Below are 19915 nucleotides of genomic sequence, written 5' to 3' on the forward strand. Positions count from 1 at the left end.
CTAGAACTGCATCCCCAGCCACGCGCGGATGGTCTGCGGCGTGTCCAGGTCGGTGGGCACCGTCGCGTTGAACTCCCGCAGGCCGCTCATCGGGAACAGGATGCCGTAGGCGATGCCGGCGATGAACCCATCCTCCGTCTTGTAGTCCGCGCCCACGTTGACCTCGAGACCCAGCGCCTTGTTCGTGAAGGACGGCGTGGACTGCGCGTACATGGCCTGCGAGTAGATGACGCGGCCGTAGATGTCGAAGCCCTCGGTGATGGTGTACTTCGCCGACGGGCGAACGTAGAACGCGTCCGTCACCCCGACCAGCAGCTCGCGCCATAGGATGAGGTCGATGCGGTAGTCGCGGTTGAAGCGGAAGTTGCGGATGGCGTTGTCCCTGCAGCCGCCCGTGCCGCAGTCGTACTGCGGGCCCTCGAAGTCACCCGGCTCCGTCCGACCGTTGGTGCCCGAACCCGGACGGCTCGGCTGGTTGCCGAAGCCCGGCGCCTTGTCGCCGGAGGCGAAGCCCAGCTCCATGTTCAGCGACAGCTTCTGGTTCAGCAGCCGCAGCTCACCCTGCGCCACGCCGCCGAACTGGGCCACGGTGAGGCTCTGGTTGAGCGTGGGGTCGTTGATGCCGCCCACGTCCAGCGCGCGGTTGCCGATGCGGCCCAACTGGGCGGCGGCCTCGAACTCCAGCCGCCAGTTCTTCTCCTCGTACTTCAGCCACAGGTCCGGCACGAACAGCGACGCGTCGCGCGGGATGAAGCCGGTGTTCTGGCCGTTCGTGGTGGAGCCGTCGTACTCCCACTTCTGGGTGCGGTAGGTGAAGTGCAGGCCGTACTGGAGCACGCCCTGGTTGTTGTCCAGCTTGGAGCGGATGACCTGGTCGGTGTCCCGGCGCGCGATGGCAATCACCCAGCTGTGCGCGTCATCGGACTGGGTCAGGTCGATGGGCTCGCCCACGGTGCCGCGCGTGTCGGTGACGCCCTCCGAGTTGAAGTCCAGCATCGGCGTCACGTACCAGCCCTCGAAGGGGTTGGTGACGAACTGGACGCGGTCCACGGTGTCGCCGAAGTCGCAGTCGAAGCAGGTGCCGTCGTTGCGCAGCATGCCCAGACCCCACTGGCTGCCCATGCGGCCGAAGCGCAGGATGCCCACCGGCGTCTTCACTTCGCCGTAGGCGCGGCGCAGCTTGATGGAGTCCTGGAGCGCGTCCGCCAGCGGGTCCTGGCTCTCGGAGAAGATGCCGAAGAGGTTGCGCGTGTTGCCGGGCAGCAGCGTGTCCGGCATGGCGCCCATGATGAAGTTGTCCAGGCCGAGGACCTCCATCTTCAACGCCACCTGCTCGGAGATGTTGAAGGTGGGCGCCAGGCGCACGCGCATGGTGGCGAAGGACTGGGTGTTCTCCTGCGCGCTGCGAGGCGAGCGCGGGAAGAGCTCCTTGCCGGGCGCCTTGCCCAGGTCGAACTTGTAGAAGAGCGTGGGGCGGACGCGGAAGTAGCCGTCGAGCGTGAAGACCTCGAGCTTGCGCTTCTCCTCCGGGAACTCCTCGGCCCACTCGTCCGTGGCGCCAATGGACTGCTTGGCGGCCTCGGCGCGAATCTCCTCGCGCAGCTCCTCCTTCAGCGCTTCCAGGTCGTCACGGCTGACGCCCTCGCGAGTGGAGGACACAGGCGCGGTCTCCGCGGAAACAGACTCCGCGGGGGCGGGAGCAGCGGGTGCGGCTTCCGCGGGCGCGGGCGGGCTACCCTCCGGCACCGGCGTCTGAGCGGTGGCCGTGGACGAAGCGACGAGTAGCGCCGCCAGCAGGGCGTGAGACATGGGCAACGATCTCCAGGGCCACCTGGGGCGGCCGGGTCTGAAAGGCGGGCGATTCAAGCGACGGGACCAAGGGGTGTCAACGCTTACCAGGGCGGGCCTTCGCGCCGTCAACGGCCGGCGACCCCGCCTCACTTCGGCGTCCGTCCCCCGGCTGGCACCGGGGGCAGTAGTGGGTGGTACGGCCTCCCTGGGTGAAGGACTCGACCCGGGTGCCACACTGGGAGCATGGGCTCCCCGCGCGGCCGTACACCCTGAATGGATTCTCCGAGCGCCCCTCCTCCAGGTACACCGGCTCCTCCCCCTCCTGCTCCTTGAGGCCGAAGTCGATGGAGGCGCGGATGGCCTGGACCAGGCGTTTCCACTCGTCCGGCGTCAGGGAGCCGGGCTGGCGCGAGGGGTGAAGGCCCGCGCGGAAGAGCGCCTCGGCGGCGTGGATGTTGCCCAGGCCGGAGATGCGCTCCTGGTCCATCAGCGCCACCTTCAGCTCTTTCCGTGAGGAGCCCACGGCCTGCTGGAGCTGCCCCGCGGTGAGGCCATCCGCCAGCGGATCCCTCCCCAGGATTCGCACCGCCTCCAGCTCCCGCAGGCGCGCGGCTGGCGCCGGCTCCAGGCGGCCGAACATTCGTGGATCGGAAAAGTGGATGACATGGCCGTCGTCCAGATGAAACCGGGCGCGGCTGTAGGGCGCCACCTGCCCCTCGGTGCGGCGGACGAACTTGCCCGTCATCCCCAGGTGCCCCATCAGCCCCTTGCCGCCCTCGAAGGCGAAGAGCAGGTACTTGCCCCGGCGGACCAGCGACTCCAACCGGCCCGTCAGCGTGTCGAACTGCTGGCGCTCGGCGCCTCGGAAGATGCGGGTGTTCTCCGACTCGGCACGCACGAGGCGCCGGTCGCTGAACCAGCGCACCAGGTTGCGCCGCGCGATTTCGACTTCGGGTAGCTCTGGCATCCTGCCGGGGCACATACACCGGCGGGCGTCCCCACGCACCGCCTACCTGCCGGGCAGCGAACACGGGTGTGGTGGCGGCGCGAAAGCCGGATGCCTGGATGCTTGCACCACGTGGCCCTTGAAGGCAGGTGCCGATGTGGGCCAGCGTCGCGCCTCCCGCGGAGCGACGCGGCGTAGACCTCTGGAAAGAAAGGCAGCACTCGTCATGCAGCGCATCCTCGTGGCGGTACTGGGAGTCACCCTGGCATTGGGCCTGTCGACGGGCTGCACCAAGCAGCGCATCTCCGCCGAGAAGGCCGTGGCCCGCACCCTCATCTCCGACGAGCAGGAGGAGCAGCTCGGCAAGCAGGTCAAGGCGGAGTTGGAGACGAAGGAGAAAATCAAATACGTGCAGAACGCGGCCGTCGTCGACTACGTGCGCGGCATCTCCGCCAGCATCCTGAACCAGGCCTCCAAGGACCGGCCCGGGGTGAAGTGGAAGATCAACGTCATCGACGACCCGAAGATGGTCAACGCCTTCGCCACGCCCGGCGGCTACCTGTACGTCTACACCGGCCTCATCCTGGCCGCGGACACGGAGGCGGAGCTGGCCGGCGTCATGGCGCACGAGGCGGGCCACGTCGTGGGCCGTCACTCCGCGCGCGCCATGGTCAACCAGATGGGCCTGCAGGCCATCACCCAGGCGGCGCTGGGACAGAACCCGGGCACCGTGGCGCAGATCGCCGCGTCGCTGGTGAGCGGCGGCACGCTGCTGGCGCACGGCCGCGGCGAGGAGATTGAAGCCGACGAGTACGGCGCCCGCTACGCCTCCGGTGCGGGCTACGACCCGCGGGGCCTCATCACCTTCTTCGAGAAGCTCCAGAAGGAGCAGGGCGACACGCCCGCGCTGATGAAATGGCTGAGCACGCACCCCACCAACCGGGACCGCATCGCGAACATCCAGAAGATCATCTCGCAGAAGAACCTGCGGGGCAGCAACAACGGCCCGGGCGGGCTTCCCGCCATCAAGCAGGCCCTGGGCGGAAAGTAGTTCCCCAGCCCTCAGTGCAGCGTGGAGGAGCGAGGGTCCTGCTCCTCCACGGTGGGCTCGGGCTCCTGGCCCCGGGCCACGCGTCGCCGCCACCGGAAGCGCGCCAGCTTCGACCGCATGGCGCTGCTGGCGCTCTTGGCCGCGCCGGGCGTCTTCAGGGGCGGCTCCAGCGGCGCGGGCTCCCCGAAGCCGCGGGCGCCCTTCGACTTCCCCTCCACCGAGGCGTGCTCGAGGATGGCGTTGATTTCGCCTCCGACGATGAAGATGAGCCCGGAGAGGTAGAGCCACAGCAGCAGCACCATCACACCACCGATGGAGCCGTAGGTGACGTTGTACTTGCCGAAGTGCTCCACGTACTGCGTGAAGCCCCAGGTGCTCGTCAGCCACAGGCCCGTGCCCAGGACGGAGCCGGGGGTGATGTACTTGAAGCGCTGCTTCACGTCGGGCAGCAGGTAGTAGCAGCACGCCAGCACCAGCATCACCAGTGACGCGGTGAAGGGCCAGCGCAGCCAGGACCACACGAGGTGGAAGGCGTCCACGAGTTGCAGCTTCCCCGCCAGCCACAGCCCCAGCCGCCCGCCGAGCAGGAACACGGCGAAGGACAGCGGGATGAGCAGCGAGCCCATCAGCGTCACCAGCATCGCCAGGCCCTGCGTCTTCCAGAGGGGCCGGGATTCGGAGACGTCGTAGGCCAGGTTGAGCGCGGTGCGCAGCGCATTCACGCCGCGCGACGCGGACCACAGCGTGATGACCAGACCGGCCGTCAGCAGCTTGGGCTGGGGTTGGTTGACCAGGGACCGCAGGTGGCCGGTGATGAGCCCCAACGCGTCACCCGGCACCAAGGGGCGGATGCGGTCCAACATCGCGTCCACCGCGCCCGGGGCGAACGGCAGGTACGCCACCAGCGTGACGAGGAAGAAGAGGAAGGGGAACAGCGAGAACAGCAGGTAGTACGACAGCTGCGCCGCGATGTCGGTGACGCTGTCCTCCTGGAATTCCTTCACGAAGCGTCGGCTGAACTCGCGCCAGGACAGGTGCTTGAGTCTGGGCAACCGCATGCTCGCCTCCTCGCTCCGAGTCGTACCGGGGCTCAGAAGGTGAAAACGGAAGCGCGCTTTGGCAGCAGGCGGCCAGGCGAGCGCACGGCGTGTGGCTCGGCCAAATGGCCTGGTGCGGTGTCGTCAGGCGACGTTGGGCGGGAGGTATCTGCCCAGCAGCGGACGGAGGCGGCCGCGCACCTCGTCGGGGATGCGGCTGCGCTCGGTGCCGATGGCCAGGGCCAGCGCGGTGTCGCAGCGGCAGGTGGCGCGGGCTTCGCCGATGCGAGGCAACGCGCGGCGGATGAGCGCGGCGCCGCTGGCGGTGACGGCCTTCCGGTTGTGGGAGATCTGCGCCAGCAGGTCGTCATGCTCCTGCCCTGGCGCGCGCGGCTGCCACGAATCGTAGTCGGTGGGCAGGGCCACCATGGCGTAGTGGAGCTCCGCCTCGCGGGCGAGCCGGGCCTCGGGCATGCCCGTCATGCCCACCAGGTCTCCTCCCCACGTGCGGTAGAGCATGCTCTCCGCGCGAGTGCTGAGGGACGGGCCTTCGATGCAGACGTAGGTGGCCTCGGTGTGCACGGTCGGCCCCAGCGGGTCCCTGGCGTGCTCGAGCACCTGGCGCAGGGTGCCGCAGAAGGGGTTGCCCAGGTCCACGTGGACGGCGACGTCGTCGAAGAAGGTGCAGGGACGGCGGTAGGTGCGGTCGATGACCTGGTCCGGCAGGGCGAGGTGGAGCGGATGGATGTGCTCGCGCAGGCTGCCCACGGTGCCGGTGGAGAGGACGTGGGTGACGCCCAGGACCTTCAGCGCGTACAGGTTGGCGCGGTAGGGCGCGCGGGTGGCGTTGTAGACGTGGCCGGTGCCATGGCGGGCGACGAAGGTGACGGAGACGCCGTCGAGCTCGGTGGTGACGATGGGGCCCGCGTGAGGACCAAAGGGCGTCTCCAAGATGTGGGACTCGCCCTTCCCGGGGATGCCCAGTGCCTGGGCCAACCCGGGGCTCCCGATGATGCCCACCCTGACAGCCATGTGCCTCCTCATGGCGCGACCATCGCGCCAGGGGACCATAACGCGCCCCCCTGGCGCCGGAACCCCAGAAGACTGGTAGTTTTCGTAATCGCCATGCGAGCCCTTCTGATTCTTGGCCTGACCCTCGCCGCCGGCCCCGCCGCGGCCGCCGTCCCTTCTGGTTGCCAGGAGGACTACGCGACCTGCAAGGAGGACTGCTCCATCCAGTACGGAGGCAGTGGGCGCACCATCAAGCAGCTCACGCACTGTCTGGCCGAATGTCAGGAGGGCGTGGGCCTGTGCGCGGACCGGCACTCGTCGCTGAAGGGCCTGCCCGCCGGCGTCGTGGCGGATCCGCCGAAGAGGCGGAATGGGAAGAAGCTGACCCGCGAGGAGGACCCGTTCGGCGACGGTGATGCGCAGCCCTCGCGCAAGCGCAACAGCCGCGAGGAGGACCCGTTCGGGGATGAGAAGCCCTCGGGCCGGCGGGACGGCTACCGCGCGTCGGAGTCCTCCGCCGCGGCGGAGCCTTCGCGCCGCGCGCCGGAGCCTGTTCCTCCGCCGCCTCCGTCCTCCGGTGTCGCGGTGGAGGCCACGCGGACGGGCGTGTACCGGGCGAGTGAATCGGACCCACCTCCGTCCCCTACCCCCGCATCGGCCCCCGCCGACCCGACGTCCCTGGGCGACCTGGACTCTCCGGATGATGAGCCCGCGGTGATGGCGGCGCCAGAGCCCGCGCCCGCGCCGGCCGCGCCCGAGCCGGTGAAGCCTGCTCCGCCTGCTGTCTCCGCGAGCCCGGCGAAGAAGGACCCGCTGCTCGACGAAGACGTGTCCGACGCTCCGCCTCCGGTGGTGAAGAAGCCCGCGCCCAGCAAGTCCAGCAAGCCGCCGCTGCCGCCCGAGCCCAAGTACGACATCTCCGAGTGGGACCCGAACGGGGACTGACGCGCGCTAGGCCGCTCCGGTTCCGCGCTCGACGTCCAGGATGGCCTGCCAGAGCGCGAACGGGGAAAGGATGCCCGCTTCCGCCAACTCGCGGTAGCGCTCGGCGTAGTCGTTCCAGACGCCGGCCCTGGCCACGACCTCCATGGACTCAGGCAGCACGTACGGACGGCGGCATGCGAAGAAGCGGTCGAAGGCGAAGTCGTAGATGCCTTGCCCGGTCGGCGCGGACAAAAGCCACAGCCGCTTTTCCACCTGAAACAGGTCCTCACCCGGACGAAGCATGGACGCATTCTACGGCGTTCACCGCCGTCCACCCTTTCCAACCGGCGGCCCATCAAGGCCCGTCCTCATCGCGAGACTGAAGCACAGGGAGGCCCCAGCCCTGCTCCGGACATCAACGCGCCTTCCGGAACGTCAGGTTGATGCGATGCCCACCCACCTGCGGATGGTGGCCCGGCTTGAGCGGCGTGACGCCGTGGTAGCGCAGGCGGGCTGGCCCGCCCCAGACGACCACGTCGCCATGGCTCAACCGTACTCGCGCCGGCCTGTCCGCTCGCTCCGCGCCACCGAAGAGGAAGACCGCCGGGAGCCCCAGTGAGACGGAGACGATGGGCGCGGTGAAATCACGCTCGTCCTTGTCCTGGTGCAGCGACATCTTCGCACCGGGCTCGTAGCGATTCACCAGGCACGCATCAGGGATGAACCCTTCGAAGCCCGCCTTCGCGGCGGCCAACTGCGCGAGCCGCGGGAAGACCGCCGGCATCTGCGGCCAGGGCTGCCCCCGCACCGGGTCCACCGCGTCGTAGCGATACCCCGTCCGGTCCGTCACCCAGCCCCACGAACCGCAGCTCGTCATCGCCACCGACATGCGGAAGCCGCCCGGCGTCTCCATGTGGCGGAAGGGTGAAGCGAGCGCGACGTCCTGGACCGCGCTCAGCAACTCCGCGTCGTGAGCCAGCACGAAGCCTCGAAGCACCATGGCACCGGGGCCCAGCGATTCCTCGCGAGGACCCATGCCACCCAGGCCGTCGAACAAGTCCATCGTCATTCGCGCGCCTCAAGCCGCATCATGGAAGATGACGCCGACTGTGTGGCGCTGTCCTGAGCGGATGCGGCTGACGCCGTGCCGGAGGTTGACGCGGTACACGCCTCGCGTGCCCTGCACCGGGCGGTGGTGGACGGCGAACACCACCGCGTCTCCCTGGCGCAGCGGGACGACCTCCGCCCGTGACTGCATGCGCGGACGCTGCTCGGTGAGGACGAACTCGCCTCCCGTGAAGTCCCGCCCGGGCTCCGACAGCAGAATCGCCACCTGGAGCGGGAAGACGTGCTCCCCATAGAGGTCCTGGTGCAGGCAGTTGTAGTCGTCCGCCTCGTACCGCAACAGCAGCGGCGTCGGCCGCACCTGCCCCGCCGCGTGGCAGCGTTCGAGGTACGCCGCATGCGCCTCCGGGTACCGCACCTCGATGCCCATGGCCGTGTTCCAGCGGTTCGCAATCGGCGCGAGCCGGGGGTACAGCGCCTCGCGCAGCCCGGTGACCACGTCCGGCAGCGGGTACTCGAAGTACTTGTACTCGCCCCGCCCGAAGCCGTGGCGAGCCATCACCACGCGGCCGCGGAACACGGCGTCTTCCGGGTACAGCGCCGTCAGGGCATCACACTCGGCCGGCGTGACGAGCCGCTCCAACGTCGCGCAACCTCGCGCGTCCAACTCCTCCGAGACTCGTGCCCAGTCGACGTCGGCCACCCGCTCCGGGACATGATTCACGGAACCTGCGGCGCTGGACGAACGGGCCTTTCGCGCCGTCACCTTCTGCGTGGACACGGTGTCTGCCTCCCTCCAGGAAACCTTGCGGCCATGACTGGACGCTAAAGGGCGAAGGCAGGCACGGCACTCCGAGTCTTGCTACCCGATGCGCGGCGAGGCCTGCGAAGGCGCGGGCGCCACGGCGGGCGACCGGACGTGCGCCGCCTGCGTCAGTCGCACGCCCAGGAGCACGAGCACGCCGCCCACCGCAATCTCCCAGTGCAGCGCCTCGTCCAGGATGGCCCAGGCGGCCAGCGCGGTCGCCGCGGGCTGGAGGTTGGAGAACACGGCCACCTTCGACGCCGGCACCCTCGACAGCGCGAAATACCAGAGCAGATACGCCACCACCGACGTGAGCAGGCTCAGGTAGACGATGGAGTAACGGGCCGCGGGGCTCGCCGCGAGCACCGCCTCCGGCTTCGCGAAGAACGGCGCCATCAGCAGCATCATGAACGTGGAGGCCACCATGCTCCACGACGTCGCGCGAATCGGTCCGTGGATGGCGACGAACGGCTTGCCCTCCGTCGTGTACACCACCCACGACATCACCGCGCCCAGGATGAGCAGGTCTCCCATCAACGAGCCGCTCGCATCCGCCAGCCCGCGCCCCAACAGCAACACCACCACGCCCGCGAACGCCGTGATGATGCCGCCCATCGCCCGGAGCGAGGCCCGCTCATGGCCCCGTCTCAGGCTGAGCAGGTACACGCCCAGCGGCGTCAGCGCGTAGAGCAGCGCCGCGTGCGCCGCCGTCGACTGGGACAGGCCATAGAAGAAGAACACCTGGTTCACCGGCCCCGCCAGCAGGCCCAGCAGCAGCACCCGCCCCCACTCGTTGCGCGGCGGCAGCCGGGGCCCAGGCAGGAAACACAGCAGCAGCATGAACACCGAGCCACTCAACACGAAACGCCACAACACCACCGTGAGCGGCGCCAGCTCCGCCATCGCGCGCTTGCCCGCAAGGTACGTTCCCGCGCTGATGAGGACCTGGAGGATGAGCCCGGCGTAGACAGGGCCCAATGACTGCGGAGAGGTGGACGTCAGGGGTCGAGCTGAAGGAGCGCCCATTGCGCGGCGGTACGTACCAATTCGCTCGAATCGCCGCTGAGCTTTTCCAGTAACGGTTTCGCGTCCGCCTGCTTCGCCACACCCAACGCATACACGGCGTTGCGGCGCAGCCCGTCGTAGCGTGCGCGCGCCAGCGCGGTGCCAGGTATTAGGTGCTCATACTGTTCCACGGTGAGTCCCGCGAGCTCGCGCACGCCCAACTCCGCCACCGCCCGGGGCGCGAAGCGCGGGTGCTCCGCGAACACCGGCCGGCGGTTCAGCGGACACACCTGCTGGCAGATGTCGCAGCCGAAAACCAGGTTGTCGAACTTGAACCGGAACGCCTCCGGCACCTGCTGCTCGCGGTTCTCGATGGTCTGGTAGGACAGGCACGCACGCGCGTCCACGCGCCCGTTGCCCACCAGCGCGCCCGTGGGGCAGGACATGAGGCAGCGGCGGCACGCACCACACCGGTCCGCCGCCGGGCCATTGCCATAGTCGTCGACCTCGGCATCCACCACGAGCGTGGCCAGCAGCACCCACGAGCCATAGGGCTCGGTGATGAAGCAGCCATTCTTCCCCACGTAGCCGAGCCCCGCGCGCGCCGCCCACACCTTCTCCATCAGCGGGCCACTGTCCACGCCTCCGTAGGAGCCCAGCCCCGGGTACATCACGTTGAGCGCCTTGCGGAACGCCTTCATCCGGTCGCGCAGCGTGGAGTGGTAGTCGCGTCCGCGGGCATAACGCGCGATGGGGGAGTCCACCGTCTCCGCGTCGTCGCGCCAGTAGTTGTTCGCGAAGGAGATGACCGTCTTCGCGCCCGGCAGCAGGAGCGAGACGTCCAGACGCTCGGCGGCCCGCTCGCCCATCCAGTCCATGTCCGCCGCGTAGCCCGCCGCCACCCACGACATCAGGAAGTCGGGTGGAATGGGCTCGGCGCGGGCGAACCCCACCAGGTCGAAGCCAACCGAGCTGGCGAGATCACGCAGATGGGCGGTGGGCAGCACGTTCACGGGGCGCGTCCGACTACTTGGAGGGCTTCGCCGGAATCCACTTCACGTCTTCCACGCTCGCCCGGTGGTTGACCACGCGCGCCAGGACGAAGAGCAGGTCGGAGAGCCTGTTGAGATAGACGACCACCGCCTGCGGAATCTTCCCTTCGCGCAACAGCGGCACCGTGCGGCGCTCGGCGCGGCGGCAGACGGTACGCGCCAGGTGCAGTGCGCTCGCGGCCCGCGTGCCTCCAGGCAGGATGAAGTGGGTCATCTGCGGCAGCTCCGCCTCGAAGCCGTCGATGGCGCGCTCCATGTCCTCGGCCCACTCAGGCTTCAGCTCGGGAATGTGCGCCGACGCCTTGGTGCCCTCGGGCGTGGCCAGCACCGCGCCCACCGTGAAGAGCTGGTCCTGGAGCCGGTGGAGCAGCGCGTCCACATCCGTGGGCCCCTCGAAGCTCCGTACGAGGCCGAGGGTCGCGTTCAGCTCGTCCACTTCCCCATACGCGTCCACACGCACGTCGTCCTTCGAGACGCGTCCGCCACCGAACAGACCGGTCTCTCCCGCATCACCCGTCTTCGTATAGAGTTTCATGCCCCGGCTTCTAACGGTGCGTGACGACTGGCGTCCATGAGAAGCCGCACCACGACGTACAGCCCTGTACGGAGTTCACCGCTGGCACGAGCCCCTTGTATCCAGGCGGGGCGCGATCGTACATGGCCCCATGCAGCCCTATCTGTCCCTGCTCGACCACGTCCTGCACCACGGGGTGAAGAAGGGCGACCGGACCGGCACGGGGACGCTCAGCGTCTTCGGACCCCAGCTCCGGTTCGACCTCACGCAAGGCTTCCCGCTCCTCACCACGAAGAAGGTGCACACGAAGTCCATCCTCCATGAGCTGCTGTGGATGCTCGCGGGGGACACCAACGTGCGCACGCTCCAGGCCCAGGGCGTCACCATCTGGGACGAATGGGCCAACGCCGACGGCAGCCTCGGCCCCGTGTACGGGCACCAGTGGCGCTCGTGGACGGCGCCCGATGGTGGGCACATCGACCAGATGGAGGCGCTGGTGGAGGGGCTGAAGAAGAACCCCGACTCGCGCCGCCACATCATCAGCGCGTGGAACGTGGCGGACCTGCCGTCCATGAAGCTGCCGCCCTGCCACGTCCTCTTCCAGTTCTACGTGGCCAACGGGCGGCTGTCCTGCCAGCTCTATCAGCGCAGCGCGGACCTCTTCCTGGGGCTGCCCTTCAACATCGCCTCGTACTCATTGCTGACGATGATGGTGGCGCAGGTGACGGGGCTGCAGGCGCACGAGTTCATCCACACCGTGGGTGACGCGCACCTGTACCTGAACCACGTCGAGCAGGCGAAGACGCAACTGTCGCGCGAGCCGCGCGCCCTGCCTCGCATGCGCATCAACCCCGATGTGACGGACCTCTTCGCCTTCAAGTACGAGGACTTCACGCTCGAAGGCTACGACCCGCACCCCGCCATCAAGGCGCCCGTGGCCGTATGAAGCTGTCCGCCATCGTCGCCATGGCGGCGAACCGTGTCATCGGCGCCGGCAACCAGCTCCCGTGGCGGCTGCCCGCGGACCTCGCGCACTTCAAGCGCATCACCATGGGCCACACCCTGGTGATGGGGCGCAAGACGTACGAGTCCATCGGCCGCCCACTGCCAGGCCGCACCTTCATCGTCGTCACCCGTCAGCGCGACTTCGCGCCCCCGGGCGTCCAGGTGGCGCACTCCGTGGACGAAGCGCTCTCCGTGGCGGAAGCCAGCGGCGACCCGGAGGTCTTCATCGCCGGAGGCGCGGACCTCTACGCCCAGACGATGGACCGCGTGCGGCGCCTCTACCTCACGCGCATCGCCCGGGACTTCCCTGGCGACACCTGGTTTCCTGACGTGGACCTGTCGGGTTGGACGCGCGTCGAAGAGGAAGCACATCCCGACGCCGAGCCACCCCACACCTTCCTCACCTACGAGCGCTGACGCACCCCTCCGCCCGGCGGCGTCTACATGCATGCCCGGGCGAGGGCGCGCGCCCACATTCCCTCCTTCAAACGTTAAGCGCACAATCCAGACCTCACCCGTCAGTCCCAAGGAGCTCCGGATGCACAAGACGTGGATGCGAGGACTTGGATTGGTTGCGGCGGCGGTGATGCTGGCCTGTGGTGGCCCCGTGGAGGAGGCCCCCGTGGACGAAACGGGCAGCGCCGAGCAGGAGCTGCGCCGGTGTGACCTGCAGGGGCGCTGTGCCGCCAACGAGGTCTGCGTGGGCGGCCCCGATGGCACCTGCTACCCGTGCAACCGCTACCCGCAGTACTGCGAAATCATCATCGAGCAGTAGCGCGAAGGTGAAGCACGAGGCGCCCGGCCATCCATCCGGCCGGGGGCCTCCCATCCCGCCACGTGGCACGTCCTGACGCCATGCACACTTCCACGGGATGCAGACCACCCTCCTCTCTCGTCCCATTGAAGTGCCGTGGCGAACCGCGGCCCTCTCCAGCGCCGCCGTGCTCACGGCGTCCAACGTGGCCGCGCTCGTGGCCAGCCTCCGGCTTGCTCCCTTGCTGCGCCACCGGCTGAGGCCGCGGCCTCGTGCCCTGCCCGCACTGGCCGTGGGAGCCACCGCGCTGGGAGCGCTCGCCATCGGCGCGCTCAGCATCGGCACCCTGGCCATCCGAGCGCTGACTATTGGCAAGCTGCGGGGTGACGACTGGCAGGTGGACTCACTCCGCGTGGGCTCGCTCCAGGTCGTGGAGACGATTGGACCCGCGGGCCTGTCTGGCGTGGGCGCGACCTGATGCCGGCTGATTTTGAAGTTGCCTCGCAAGATTGAAAGGCCACCACCCCGCTGGTAGAGGGGGTGGCATGACTCGCGCCGCCTCGCTGCTGCTGTTCCTCCTGCTTGCCCTGCCTGTTGCATCCCGCGCGGACGACGGCGCCTCCGAGGAACGCACGTGGCACCGGCTCATCGGCATCCTCCAGTACCTGGAAGCGGACTATCCGCTCGCCATCGAGTCGCAGTCCGCGTTCGAGCTGGCGGAGCAGAAGAGCTTCGCGGCGGAGGCGGTGGACGCGGCGCGCGGCCTGGGCCCCGCGGCAGCGGCCTTCCTGCCGCGCGTACAGGACATCCAGGCCCGCGTGGACAAGGGTGAGGACCCTGACGGCGTCAGCCGCGACTGCGGTGAGCTGGTGGAGAACCTCGTCACGGCCGGAGGGCTGGCCCGCAGCCCACGCCGCCCGCCGGACCTGGCGCTGGGCCAGTCGCTGTTCGCCACCAACTGCGCCGCGTGCCATGGCGCCGACGGCAGCGCGAACGTGGCCATCGCCGCCAACATGGAGCCGGCGCCCGCCAACTTCCAGGACGCGGAGCTGATGGAAGGCCTCACGCCGTACAAGGCCTTCAACACCACCAGCTTCGGTGTGCCGGGCACCGCGATGCCGGCCTACCCCACCCTGTCCGAGGAGGAGCGCTGGTCGCTGGCCTTCTACGTCTTCACCATGCGCCTGCCCGAGTGCGAGGGCACGCCGCCACGCGTCTCCCTGGAGCGGCTCGCCAACGCCACCGACGCGGACCTGGTGAAGGAGTTCGGCCAGGAGAACCTCGCCTGTCTGCGCCGGAAGATGCTGGACGCGGACGAGGAGCGCTCGCTGCTCGCCGCCCGGGAGAACGTGCAGCAGGCCATGCGCCTGGGCGCCGCGGGTGACATCGCGGGCGCGAAGGCGGCCCTGCTGGACGGCTACCTCAACGGCGTGGAGCCGGTGGAGCCCAAGCTCAGCGCGCGCGACTCGGCGCTGACGCTGAAAATCGAGCAGGGCTTCCTCAAGGCCCGCATGGCGGCGGAGCGCGGCAGCCCGCACCTCCAGGACGAAGGCCGTGAGCTGCTGGCGCTGCTAGACCAGGCGCGGCGTGACTCGGGCACCACCGCGAGCCTGCTGTCCACGATGTGGCTGACGCTGCTCATCCTGCTGCGCGAGGGCTTCGAGGCGACCATCATCGTCGCGGCGCTGCTGGCCGCGCTGCGGAAGATGAAGGCCACCGAGCACGCCCGCGTGGTGCACTTCGGATGGATTTCCGCGCTGATTGTCGGCGCGCTGTCCTACGTGCTCGGCCGCCACCTGCTGGCCGGTGCCCAGCGCGAGTGGATGGAAGGCATCGCCGCGCTCGTGGCGGTGGCCATGCTGCTGTACGCGGCGATGTGGCTCAACGCCCGCTCCAACATCAGCCAGTTCATGGGCGAGCTGCGCGAGAAGATGCAGGGCGCGCTGGGCCGCGGCAGCATGCTGGGCCTGTTCCTCATCGCCTTCACCGCCGTGCTGCGCGAGAGCTTCGAGACGGCCATCTTCCTCCAGGGGCTCGCGCTGGACTCGCCGGAGGGCGTGGCCTGGGGCGCGCTCGCGGGCGCGGTGGCCATGGCGGTGATGGTCCTCTTCATCAACCGGCTGGGTTACCGCCTGCCGATGAAGACGCTCTTCAACGCATCCACCGTCATCCTGGTCCTCACCGCGGTGATGCTGCTGGGCAAGGGCCTGCACTCGCTGCAGGAAGTCGGTGCGCTGCCGCTCGAGCCCCTGCCCTTCCCCTTCATCACCGTGGACATGCTGGGCATCTATCCGGACGCGCTCTCGCTCGTTCCCCAGCTCCTGCTGGGCGGCATTCCGCTGGCCCTTGTCCTGCTCCGCCGAAAGGGCCGTGCCCAGCCTGTTTCCGAGGCCTCCGCGGGTTAGGGCGACGCGCGCCCGTCGTTGCGGTAGCGTGTCCCAGGTGAAGGTTTCGCGAGCGCACTCCATCGGGTTGGCCATGCTGGTCCTCTCCTCGGGCCAGAACGCCGCCTGGGCGCAGGAGCCCCCCGCGAGCGAGCCCGCCCGGGCGCCCGCCTCCGAGCTGACGCCGCCGCCCCTGGTTCCAGCCCCCGGCGGCTGGGACGCGCCGACGCGCCGCGACGAAGACGCCGGGGACGACTCCCGCCCGAGTCAGGAGACGGAAGGCACGACCTCCGTCAACGAACAGGCCCTTCCCAGCAAGGCCCACGCCCGCCCCGCGGACCCCGTGCCAAGGGTGGCGGTGGAGTTCCTGGCCGGCGCCGGTGGCGGCATCATCGCGGGCTCCGTGGGAATGCTCACCGGCTTCATCGTGGGTGCGTCCACGGTGGGCTGCGACGAGTGCGGCATCGTCGCGGGCGTCGGTGGCATCACCGGCGTGGTGGTGGGAATCCCCGCTGGGACGTGGATGGGCGGCAAGCTCATGGGCGGCCAGGGCACCTTCCTCGCCACCGCGGGGGGCAGCCTCGTGGGCTGGGGTGGCGCGCTGATCGGCTCCGCGCTACTGGGCATCGGAGACAACGAACCCGGCGGAGCGGTGTTCCTGCTGCTGCTTCCCGTGGTGGGCGCCGTCGCGGGCTATGAGCTGTCGTCGCCGGGAGAAGAGCGCCCCGCGCTCACCCGCAAGGCCCCGAGCACGTTCCAGGTGGTCCCCGTCGCCGGGATGGGCGAACGCGGGCCGCGCCTGGGCCTCGCCGGAAGCTTCTGAGGCAAAGCCCCCCGGGCTGTTGCGATGACCGGTTGAAAGCGCCGCCCAAAACCCCCGACATTTCCAAACAGCGCACCACGGGACTCGCGCCCGACCCGCGCCGTCCGTTCAGCGCGAAACCCATCACGGAGGCGATGGCATCCGAGCCCGCGCCGTGCTCTCACTACGAGCATCAGCCCCCATGCTCTCCCATCCGAATTGCCCCATCCTGCTGACGCTCCTGCTGCCCGCCCTCGCGCTCGCCCAGCCAACGGATGACGCACCGCGGATGCCAGAGCCCGTGACGCCCGCGCGGCAACGGCCCGTGGTGGATCGGCCATCACCGGCCTCCAGGCCACCGGTCTCTCCCCAGTTGCATCCGTCCCAGGATGCGCCGTTTCCGCTGGGCGCGCGCCTCGTGGGCGAAACGGTGGGCGGCGCGCTGATTGGCGCCTCCAGCCTCGCGGTGACCTTCCTCGGAGGTGTCCTCGTGTCGGACCGGGTGTCCTGCGGCTACAGCGAGTGCCGCTCCGGGAGGAACCTCAGCCTCATCAGCGCTTCGATTGGGATGGGGCTCGGCGCGGCGTCAGGCGTGTACCTGGGAGGCTCGCTGATGGATGCACGCGGCGGATTCCTGCCCACGCTGCTGGGCGGACTGGTGGGAACAGCCGCGCCATTGACCGTCGTGGCGCTGTCGGACGAAGCGTCCTGGGCGGTCCTCACCGCCACCTTCGCCGTACCCGTGGCGACGTCCATCCTCGCATTCGAGCTGTCCCATGGCGCCTACGAGCGGCGACGCCAGCAGGAGCGCCCCGTGGAAATGGTGCCCACGGTGAGCCTGGCCCCGGGAGGAGGGGCGCTCGGACTCGCCGGCCGCTTCTAGGCGCGGAAGTACTGGAGCGACTCCTCACGCACGAGGCCCTCCTCCACCAGCTTCTCCAGGGTGGCCAGCGCGCTGCGCTCCGCGATGGGGTGCATCAGCGGCGGCGTGTCCGCGTAGGCCAGGGACACCACCTGCGCCAGCGTGGCGCCGTTGGGTGGCACGGACTGGAGGATGAGCGCCTCCCGCGCCGCCCGGTGGTCCAGGTACTCCTGGAGCTTCGCGGGCCCGTCCGGAATCGGCGAGCCGTGCGCCGGGTACAGCGTGCTCACGGGCCAGTCCCGCAGCCGCGCGAGCTGCGACAGGTAGTCCCGCATGTGCCCTTCCGGCGGGTCGATGACGATGGTCCCCACGCCGGCCACCATGTCTCCCACCACCGCCGAGCGGCTGCGCTCGTCCACGAGGCACACGTGCCCCTGCGCATGCCCCGGCGTGTGCAACACGCGCCAGCGCTGCGGAACCGCACCCGCCAGCTCCAGCACGTCGCCATCCTCGAGCAACCGCTCCACGGGGAAGTCCAGCCGGTCCGCCGTGCGCGCATGGCACCACAGCGGGATGCCCAGGCGCTCCTTCACCGCGCGCGCGCCGCCCACGTGGTCACCGTGATGGTGGGTGAGCACCACCGCCACTGGCCGCAGCCCCTCCGCCTTCAGGCCGGACACCAGCGACAGCAGCTTCGCGTACTGCTTCACGTCCGCGGCGCCCGGGTCCACGATGAGCAGCTCGCCGTTGCCCAGCACATACGCGTTGGTATGCGCGGCCGGCGGCAGCGTGGGCGTCTCCAGCGCCACCACGCGCACGCCCTGCTGGAATTCGATGCGCTGCGAGACGTAACCCGGACAGAACGGAGGCGTCGCCAGGCGCGCCAGGACGTCGGACGCATCCGTGAAGGCGCCCAGCACCTGGAAGGCATGCACCGCGGGCGGGTGCAGCAGCGCCGTGCCATCTCCCCACCGCGCCAGGGCATCAGCGGGCTTCACCCAGGCGCCCTCCGCGAGCTCGCCGGGCCACCACTCCGCGCGCGCGTGGGCGGGCATCTCCACCAGGTAGAAGCGCGTATCGAAGCGCACGGGCAACGCCGGCGGCGTCACCCACCGGCCCGCGGCCCGGAAGTCATCCGCGTTCAGCGACAACCCCTCCGCCTTCAACAAAGCGCCCCACCCCAGCGTCCCGTCCAGGAGCGCCTTGCGCAGCGACTCCACCTTCACGGCGGACAGCGCCTCGGCGCCGCTGGCCACCAGCACACCCGTCTCCTCGAAGAGCTCGCGCGCCGCGGCCGAGCGCAGCGCCGCCTCCTCCCCGCTGGCGCCCGCCACCGGAACGTCCGCGTCCGCCGCGTCCAGCTTGCCTCCGGGAAAGGCATAGAAGCCGCCCGCGAAGCGAAGCGCCTTGCCGCGCTTCACCCAGAAGACCTCCACGCCCTCCCCCGCGCGCCGGTACAGCAGCGCCACGGAAGAAGGGCGGGCCTCCACCGGACTGTGGGTCAGCAGGTCCAGGCCCAGGCCCAGACTGGGAAGACGCTCGCTCATGATTCCACCGCCTGGCCAAGTACCCGGCCCATCAACGCATGTGCCTTGTCCGCCTGGTCTGGCCGGACGTACAGCCGGACGAGCCGCACCGCGCCACTGTAGCGTTGGTACAGCGGCGTGTAGCGCGCCACCTCGGTCAGCCGGCCGGTGGAGGCGTCGATGATGTACAGGCTCGGCCCACGGCCAGACGGCCCGGAGGTGTACTTGCTGAGCACGTTCTGGGACTCGACGACGTAGTGGTCGAACTTGTGGGACACCAGCGCGCTGCGCAGCACGTCCAGGTCGTAGCCCGTGTCCCGCTCCGTGAACTGCGCCAGCAGCTTGTAGCCCTGCCGCCGGCTGATGCGCTGGGCCCACGGATTCTTGGAGCGGCGCAGCGTGTACCAGAGCGCCGAATCGTCACAGAGCAGGAACTCTTCCGGATCCGAAGGAATCTCGAACTCGCCGGGCGACTCCTCGTAGTAGCGCCGCAGCATGTAGTCGAAGTTCACCGAGGTGTGGTGCAGGTACACCGACACGAACATGTGGTAGCGGCTGAGGAGGAAGTCCTCGAAGGCGAAGGCCGCCGCCCGGCTGAGGGCGAGGTAGGCCCGCCCGTCCTTCATCGCGGGATTGAGGTTGCTGACAATCCAATCCATGTCGTACCGGCCATAGTTGACTCCTGTGTAGAAGGAGTCGCGCAGCAGGTAGTCCATGCGGTCCGCGTCCAGCTCGCCGGAGACGATGGCGCGTAGCAGCGGCGTCCAGTCCACGCCCTGGTGCGTGAAGCCCGGGTCCTTCGGCGGCTTCGCTCCCGACACCAGCGCCACCGCCGCCATGGGCGTAATCCCCATGCCGCCGAAGTGCTTCTCGATGATGGGCGTCAGCGAGCTGTCGAGGAGGATTTTCGCCGTGTAGTCCTCGTGCGTGGCCAGCTCGCCCTCCGCGGTGCCGTCCAGCCAGGACGGCAGGCGCAGGAGCGAGCGCTTCGGAGCGATGCGCTCCGAGGCATGTGACAGCGGCATGTGCCCCAGGTCATGGCAGAGGACCGCCAGACGCACCGCCGCGCAGAAGCGCTCCCGCACGTCCTCCGGCAGCGACGAGCGAGCAGCCACCGCGCCGAACACGCGCGAGGCGACATGCATGGCGCCCAGGGAATGGATGTGGCGCGTGTGCGTGGCCCCGGGAAAGGCCAGGTCCCCGAAGCCAAGCTGTCGGACATACCGCAGCCGCTGGTAGTGCCGGCTGTCGATGACGGCCTTCTCGGGGTCGCTGACCGGGATGGTGCCGTGGATGGGGTCACGGATGCGCATGATTCCCTTTCCATACTCCTGGATACCCCCTCGGGAGGTCATCAAACGTACCGCGAACCTTTCCGGGG

21 protein-coding genes are annotated in these 19915 nt (G+C 69.4%); 9 read left to right on the forward strand and 12 right to left on the reverse strand.

The window, feature by feature from the left end:
• Together BHS09_RS30435 and mutM are read right to left on the reverse strand one after the other, a co-directional pair.
• The gene (locus tag BHS09_RS30435) at positions 1-1809 is read right to left on the reverse strand and encodes a TIGR04551 family protein (RefSeq protein WP_140799767.1); all 1809 of its coding nucleotides are present in this window, start codon (positions 1807-1809) and stop codon (positions 1-3) included.
• 76 nt (positions 1810-1885) lie between these two features.
• A complete protein-coding gene (mutM, locus tag BHS09_RS30440) occupies positions 1886-2758 on the reverse strand; it encodes a bifunctional DNA-formamidopyrimidine glycosylase/DNA-(apurinic or apyrimidinic site) lyase (RefSeq protein ID WP_140799768.1) in 873 nt (290 codons plus the stop codon).
• Positions 2759-2963: 205 nt separating this feature from the next.
• Between mutM and BHS09_RS30445 the strand changes: the two genes are divergently transcribed.
• Entirely contained in the window at positions 2964-3788 is an 825-nt protein-coding gene (locus tag BHS09_RS30445; protein WP_140794926.1) for a M48 family metallopeptidase, read from the forward strand.
• Positions 3789-3799: 11 nt separating this feature from the next.
• On the opposite strand, the gene BHS09_RS30450 is transcribed toward BHS09_RS30445, so the two are convergent.
• Together BHS09_RS30450 and BHS09_RS30455 are read right to left on the reverse strand one after the other, a co-directional pair.
• Positions 3800-4846: a YihY/virulence factor BrkB family protein gene (locus BHS09_RS30450; protein WP_140794927.1), complete on the reverse strand. Its 1047-nt coding sequence runs from the start codon at positions 4844-4846 to the stop codon at positions 3800-3802.
• Between the two features lie 123 nt (positions 4847-4969).
• A complete protein-coding gene (locus tag BHS09_RS30455; protein ID WP_140794928.1) occupies positions 4970-5857 on the reverse strand; it encodes an MTAP family purine nucleoside phosphorylase in 888 nt (295 codons plus the stop codon).
• 93 nt (positions 5858-5950) lie between these two features.
• On the opposite strand from BHS09_RS30455, the gene BHS09_RS30460 reads away from it, so the two are divergent.
• A complete protein-coding gene (locus BHS09_RS30460; protein WP_140794929.1) occupies positions 5951-6781 on the forward strand; it encodes a hypothetical protein in 831 nt (276 codons plus the stop codon).
• 6 nt (positions 6782-6787) lie between these two features.
• Here BHS09_RS30460 and BHS09_RS30465 read toward each other — a convergent pair whose 3' ends face one another.
• From BHS09_RS30465 to BHS09_RS30490, 6 genes are all read right to left on the reverse strand, one after another.
• Positions 6788-7063: a hypothetical protein gene (locus tag BHS09_RS30465; RefSeq protein WP_237077579.1), complete on the reverse strand. Its 276-nt coding sequence runs from the start codon at positions 7061-7063 to the stop codon at positions 6788-6790.
• Between the two features lie 112 nt (positions 7064-7175).
• The gene (alkB, locus tag BHS09_RS30470; protein ID WP_140794930.1) at positions 7176-7829 is read right to left on the reverse strand and encodes a DNA oxidative demethylase AlkB; all 654 of its coding nucleotides are present in this window, start codon (positions 7827-7829) and stop codon (positions 7176-7178) included.
• Between the two features lie 9 nt (positions 7830-7838).
• Positions 7839-8606 (reverse strand): 2OG-Fe(II) oxygenase, encoded by a 768-nt coding sequence (locus BHS09_RS30475; RefSeq protein WP_201799741.1) that lies wholly within the window; start codon positions 8604-8606, stop codon positions 7839-7841.
• A gap of 81 nt (positions 8607-8687) precedes the next feature.
• Entirely contained in the window at positions 8688-9656 is a 969-nt protein-coding gene (locus BHS09_RS30480; RefSeq protein ID WP_140794931.1) for a DMT family transporter, read from the reverse strand.
• Positions 9629-10648 carry a tRNA epoxyqueuosine(34) reductase QueG gene (queG, locus tag BHS09_RS30485; RefSeq protein WP_140794932.1) on the reverse strand — a complete coding sequence of 340 codons (1020 nt, stop codon included), beginning with the start codon at positions 10646-10648 and terminating at the stop codon, positions 9629-9631. The genes BHS09_RS30480 and queG overlap by 28 nt, the downstream gene beginning before the upstream one ends.
• Before the next feature lie 13 nt (positions 10649-10661).
• A complete protein-coding gene (locus tag BHS09_RS30490) occupies positions 10662-11222 on the reverse strand; it encodes a cob(I)yrinic acid a,c-diamide adenosyltransferase (protein WP_140794933.1) in 561 nt (186 codons plus the stop codon).
• Between the two features lie 130 nt (positions 11223-11352).
• Here BHS09_RS30490 and BHS09_RS30495 point away from each other — a divergent pair, with 130 nt between their 5' ends.
• The 7 genes from BHS09_RS30495 (at position 11353) to BHS09_RS30525 (ending at position 17029) form a co-directional block, all read left to right on the forward strand.
• Complete coding sequence (locus BHS09_RS30495) at positions 11353-12147, forward strand: thymidylate synthase (protein WP_140794934.1); 795 nt, start codon at positions 11353-11355, stop codon at positions 12145-12147.
• On the forward strand, positions 12144-12623 hold the full coding sequence (locus BHS09_RS30500) for a dihydrofolate reductase (protein WP_140799769.1): 480 nt from the start codon (positions 12144-12146) through the stop codon (positions 12621-12623). The genes BHS09_RS30495 and BHS09_RS30500 overlap by 4 nt, the downstream gene beginning before the upstream one ends.
• Before the next feature lie 121 nt (positions 12624-12744).
• The gene (locus tag BHS09_RS30505) at positions 12745-12981 is read left to right on the forward strand and encodes a hypothetical protein (RefSeq protein WP_140794936.1); all 237 of its coding nucleotides are present in this window, start codon (positions 12745-12747) and stop codon (positions 12979-12981) included.
• 97 nt (positions 12982-13078) lie between these two features.
• On the forward strand, positions 13079-13438 hold the full coding sequence (locus tag BHS09_RS30510) for a hypothetical protein (RefSeq protein WP_140794937.1): 360 nt from the start codon (positions 13079-13081) through the stop codon (positions 13436-13438).
• Between the two features lie 67 nt (positions 13439-13505).
• Positions 13506-15365: a cytochrome c/FTR1 family iron permease gene (locus BHS09_RS30515; protein ID WP_140794938.1), complete on the forward strand. Its 1860-nt coding sequence runs from the start codon at positions 13506-13508 to the stop codon at positions 15363-15365.
• Positions 15366-15402: 37 nt separating this feature from the next.
• On the forward strand, positions 15403-16167 hold the full coding sequence (locus BHS09_RS30520; protein WP_237079910.1) for a GlsB/YeaQ/YmgE family stress response membrane protein: 765 nt from the start codon (positions 15403-15405) through the stop codon (positions 16165-16167).
• A gap of 181 nt (positions 16168-16348) precedes the next feature.
• Complete coding sequence (locus BHS09_RS30525; RefSeq protein ID WP_237079911.1) at positions 16349-17029, forward strand: hypothetical protein; 681 nt, start codon at positions 16349-16351, stop codon at positions 17027-17029.
• Here BHS09_RS30525 and BHS09_RS30530 read toward each other — a convergent pair.
• Both BHS09_RS30530 and BHS09_RS30535 read right to left on the reverse strand, forming a co-directional pair.
• Positions 17026-18555 carry an MBL fold metallo-hydrolase gene (locus BHS09_RS30530; protein WP_140794941.1) on the reverse strand — a complete coding sequence of 510 codons (1530 nt, stop codon included), beginning with the start codon at positions 18553-18555 and terminating at the stop codon, positions 17026-17028. The genes BHS09_RS30525 and BHS09_RS30530 overlap by 4 nt on opposite strands.
• Complete coding sequence (locus BHS09_RS30535; RefSeq protein ID WP_140794942.1) at positions 18552-19847, reverse strand: HD domain-containing protein; 1296 nt, start codon at positions 19845-19847, stop codon at positions 18552-18554. The genes BHS09_RS30530 and BHS09_RS30535 overlap by 4 nt, the downstream gene beginning before the upstream one ends.
• Positions 19848-19915: the final 68 nt, after the last annotated feature.

Source organism: Myxococcus xanthus (assembly GCF_006402735.1).
GTDB lineage: Bacteria > Myxococcota > Myxococcia > Myxococcales > Myxococcaceae > Myxococcus > Myxococcus xanthus_A.

Excerpts from the sequence above, each read along its gene's own strand:
- BHS09_RS30435 (WP_140799767.1), bottom strand. The coding sequence starts at position 1,809 with ATGTCTCACGCCCTGCTGGCGGCGCTACTCGTCGCTTCGTCCACGGCC.
- mutM (WP_140799768.1), bottom strand. The coding sequence starts at position 2,758 with ATGCCAGAGCTACCCGAAGTCGAAATCGCGCGGCGCAACCTGGTGCGC.
- BHS09_RS30445 (WP_140794926.1), top strand. The coding sequence starts at position 2,964 with ATGCAGCGCATCCTCGTGGCGGTACTGGGAGTCACCCTGGCATTGGGC.
- BHS09_RS30450 (WP_140794927.1), bottom strand. The coding sequence starts at position 4,846 with ATGCGGTTGCCCAGACTCAAGCACCTGTCCTGGCGCGAGTTCAGCCGA.
- BHS09_RS30455 (WP_140794928.1), bottom strand. The coding sequence starts at position 5,857 with ATGGCTGTCAGGGTGGGCATCATCGGGAGCCCCGGGTTGGCCCAGGCA.
- BHS09_RS30460 (WP_140794929.1), top strand. The coding sequence starts at position 5,951 with ATGCGAGCCCTTCTGATTCTTGGCCTGACCCTCGCCGCCGGCCCCGCC.
- BHS09_RS30465 (WP_237077579.1), bottom strand. The coding sequence starts at position 7,063 with ATGCTTCGTCCGGGTGAGGACCTGTTTCAGGTGGAAAAGCGGCTGTGG.
- alkB (WP_140794930.1), bottom strand. The coding sequence starts at position 7,829 with ATGACGATGGACTTGTTCGACGGCCTGGGTGGCATGGGTCCTCGCGAG.
- BHS09_RS30480 (WP_140794931.1), bottom strand. The coding sequence starts at position 9,656 with ATGGGCGCTCCTTCAGCTCGACCCCTGACGTCCACCTCTCCGCAGTCA.
- BHS09_RS30490 (WP_140794933.1), bottom strand. The coding sequence starts at position 11,222 with ATGAAACTCTATACGAAGACGGGTGATGCGGGAGAGACCGGTCTGTTC.
- BHS09_RS30495 (WP_140794934.1), top strand. The coding sequence starts at position 11,353 with ATGCAGCCCTATCTGTCCCTGCTCGACCACGTCCTGCACCACGGGGTG.
- BHS09_RS30500 (WP_140799769.1), top strand. The coding sequence starts at position 12,144 with ATGAAGCTGTCCGCCATCGTCGCCATGGCGGCGAACCGTGTCATCGGC.
- BHS09_RS30505 (WP_140794936.1), top strand. The coding sequence starts at position 12,745 with ATGCACAAGACGTGGATGCGAGGACTTGGATTGGTTGCGGCGGCGGTG.
- BHS09_RS30510 (WP_140794937.1), top strand. The coding sequence starts at position 13,079 with ATGCAGACCACCCTCCTCTCTCGTCCCATTGAAGTGCCGTGGCGAACC.
- BHS09_RS30515 (WP_140794938.1), top strand. The coding sequence starts at position 13,506 with ATGACTCGCGCCGCCTCGCTGCTGCTGTTCCTCCTGCTTGCCCTGCCT.
- BHS09_RS30525 (WP_237079911.1), top strand. The coding sequence starts at position 16,349 with ATGCTCTCCCATCCGAATTGCCCCATCCTGCTGACGCTCCTGCTGCCC.
- BHS09_RS30530 (WP_140794941.1), bottom strand. The coding sequence starts at position 18,555 with ATGAGCGAGCGTCTTCCCAGTCTGGGCCTGGGCCTGGACCTGCTGACC.
- BHS09_RS30535 (WP_140794942.1), bottom strand. The coding sequence starts at position 19,847 with ATGCGCATCCGTGACCCCATCCACGGCACCATCCCGGTCAGCGACCCC.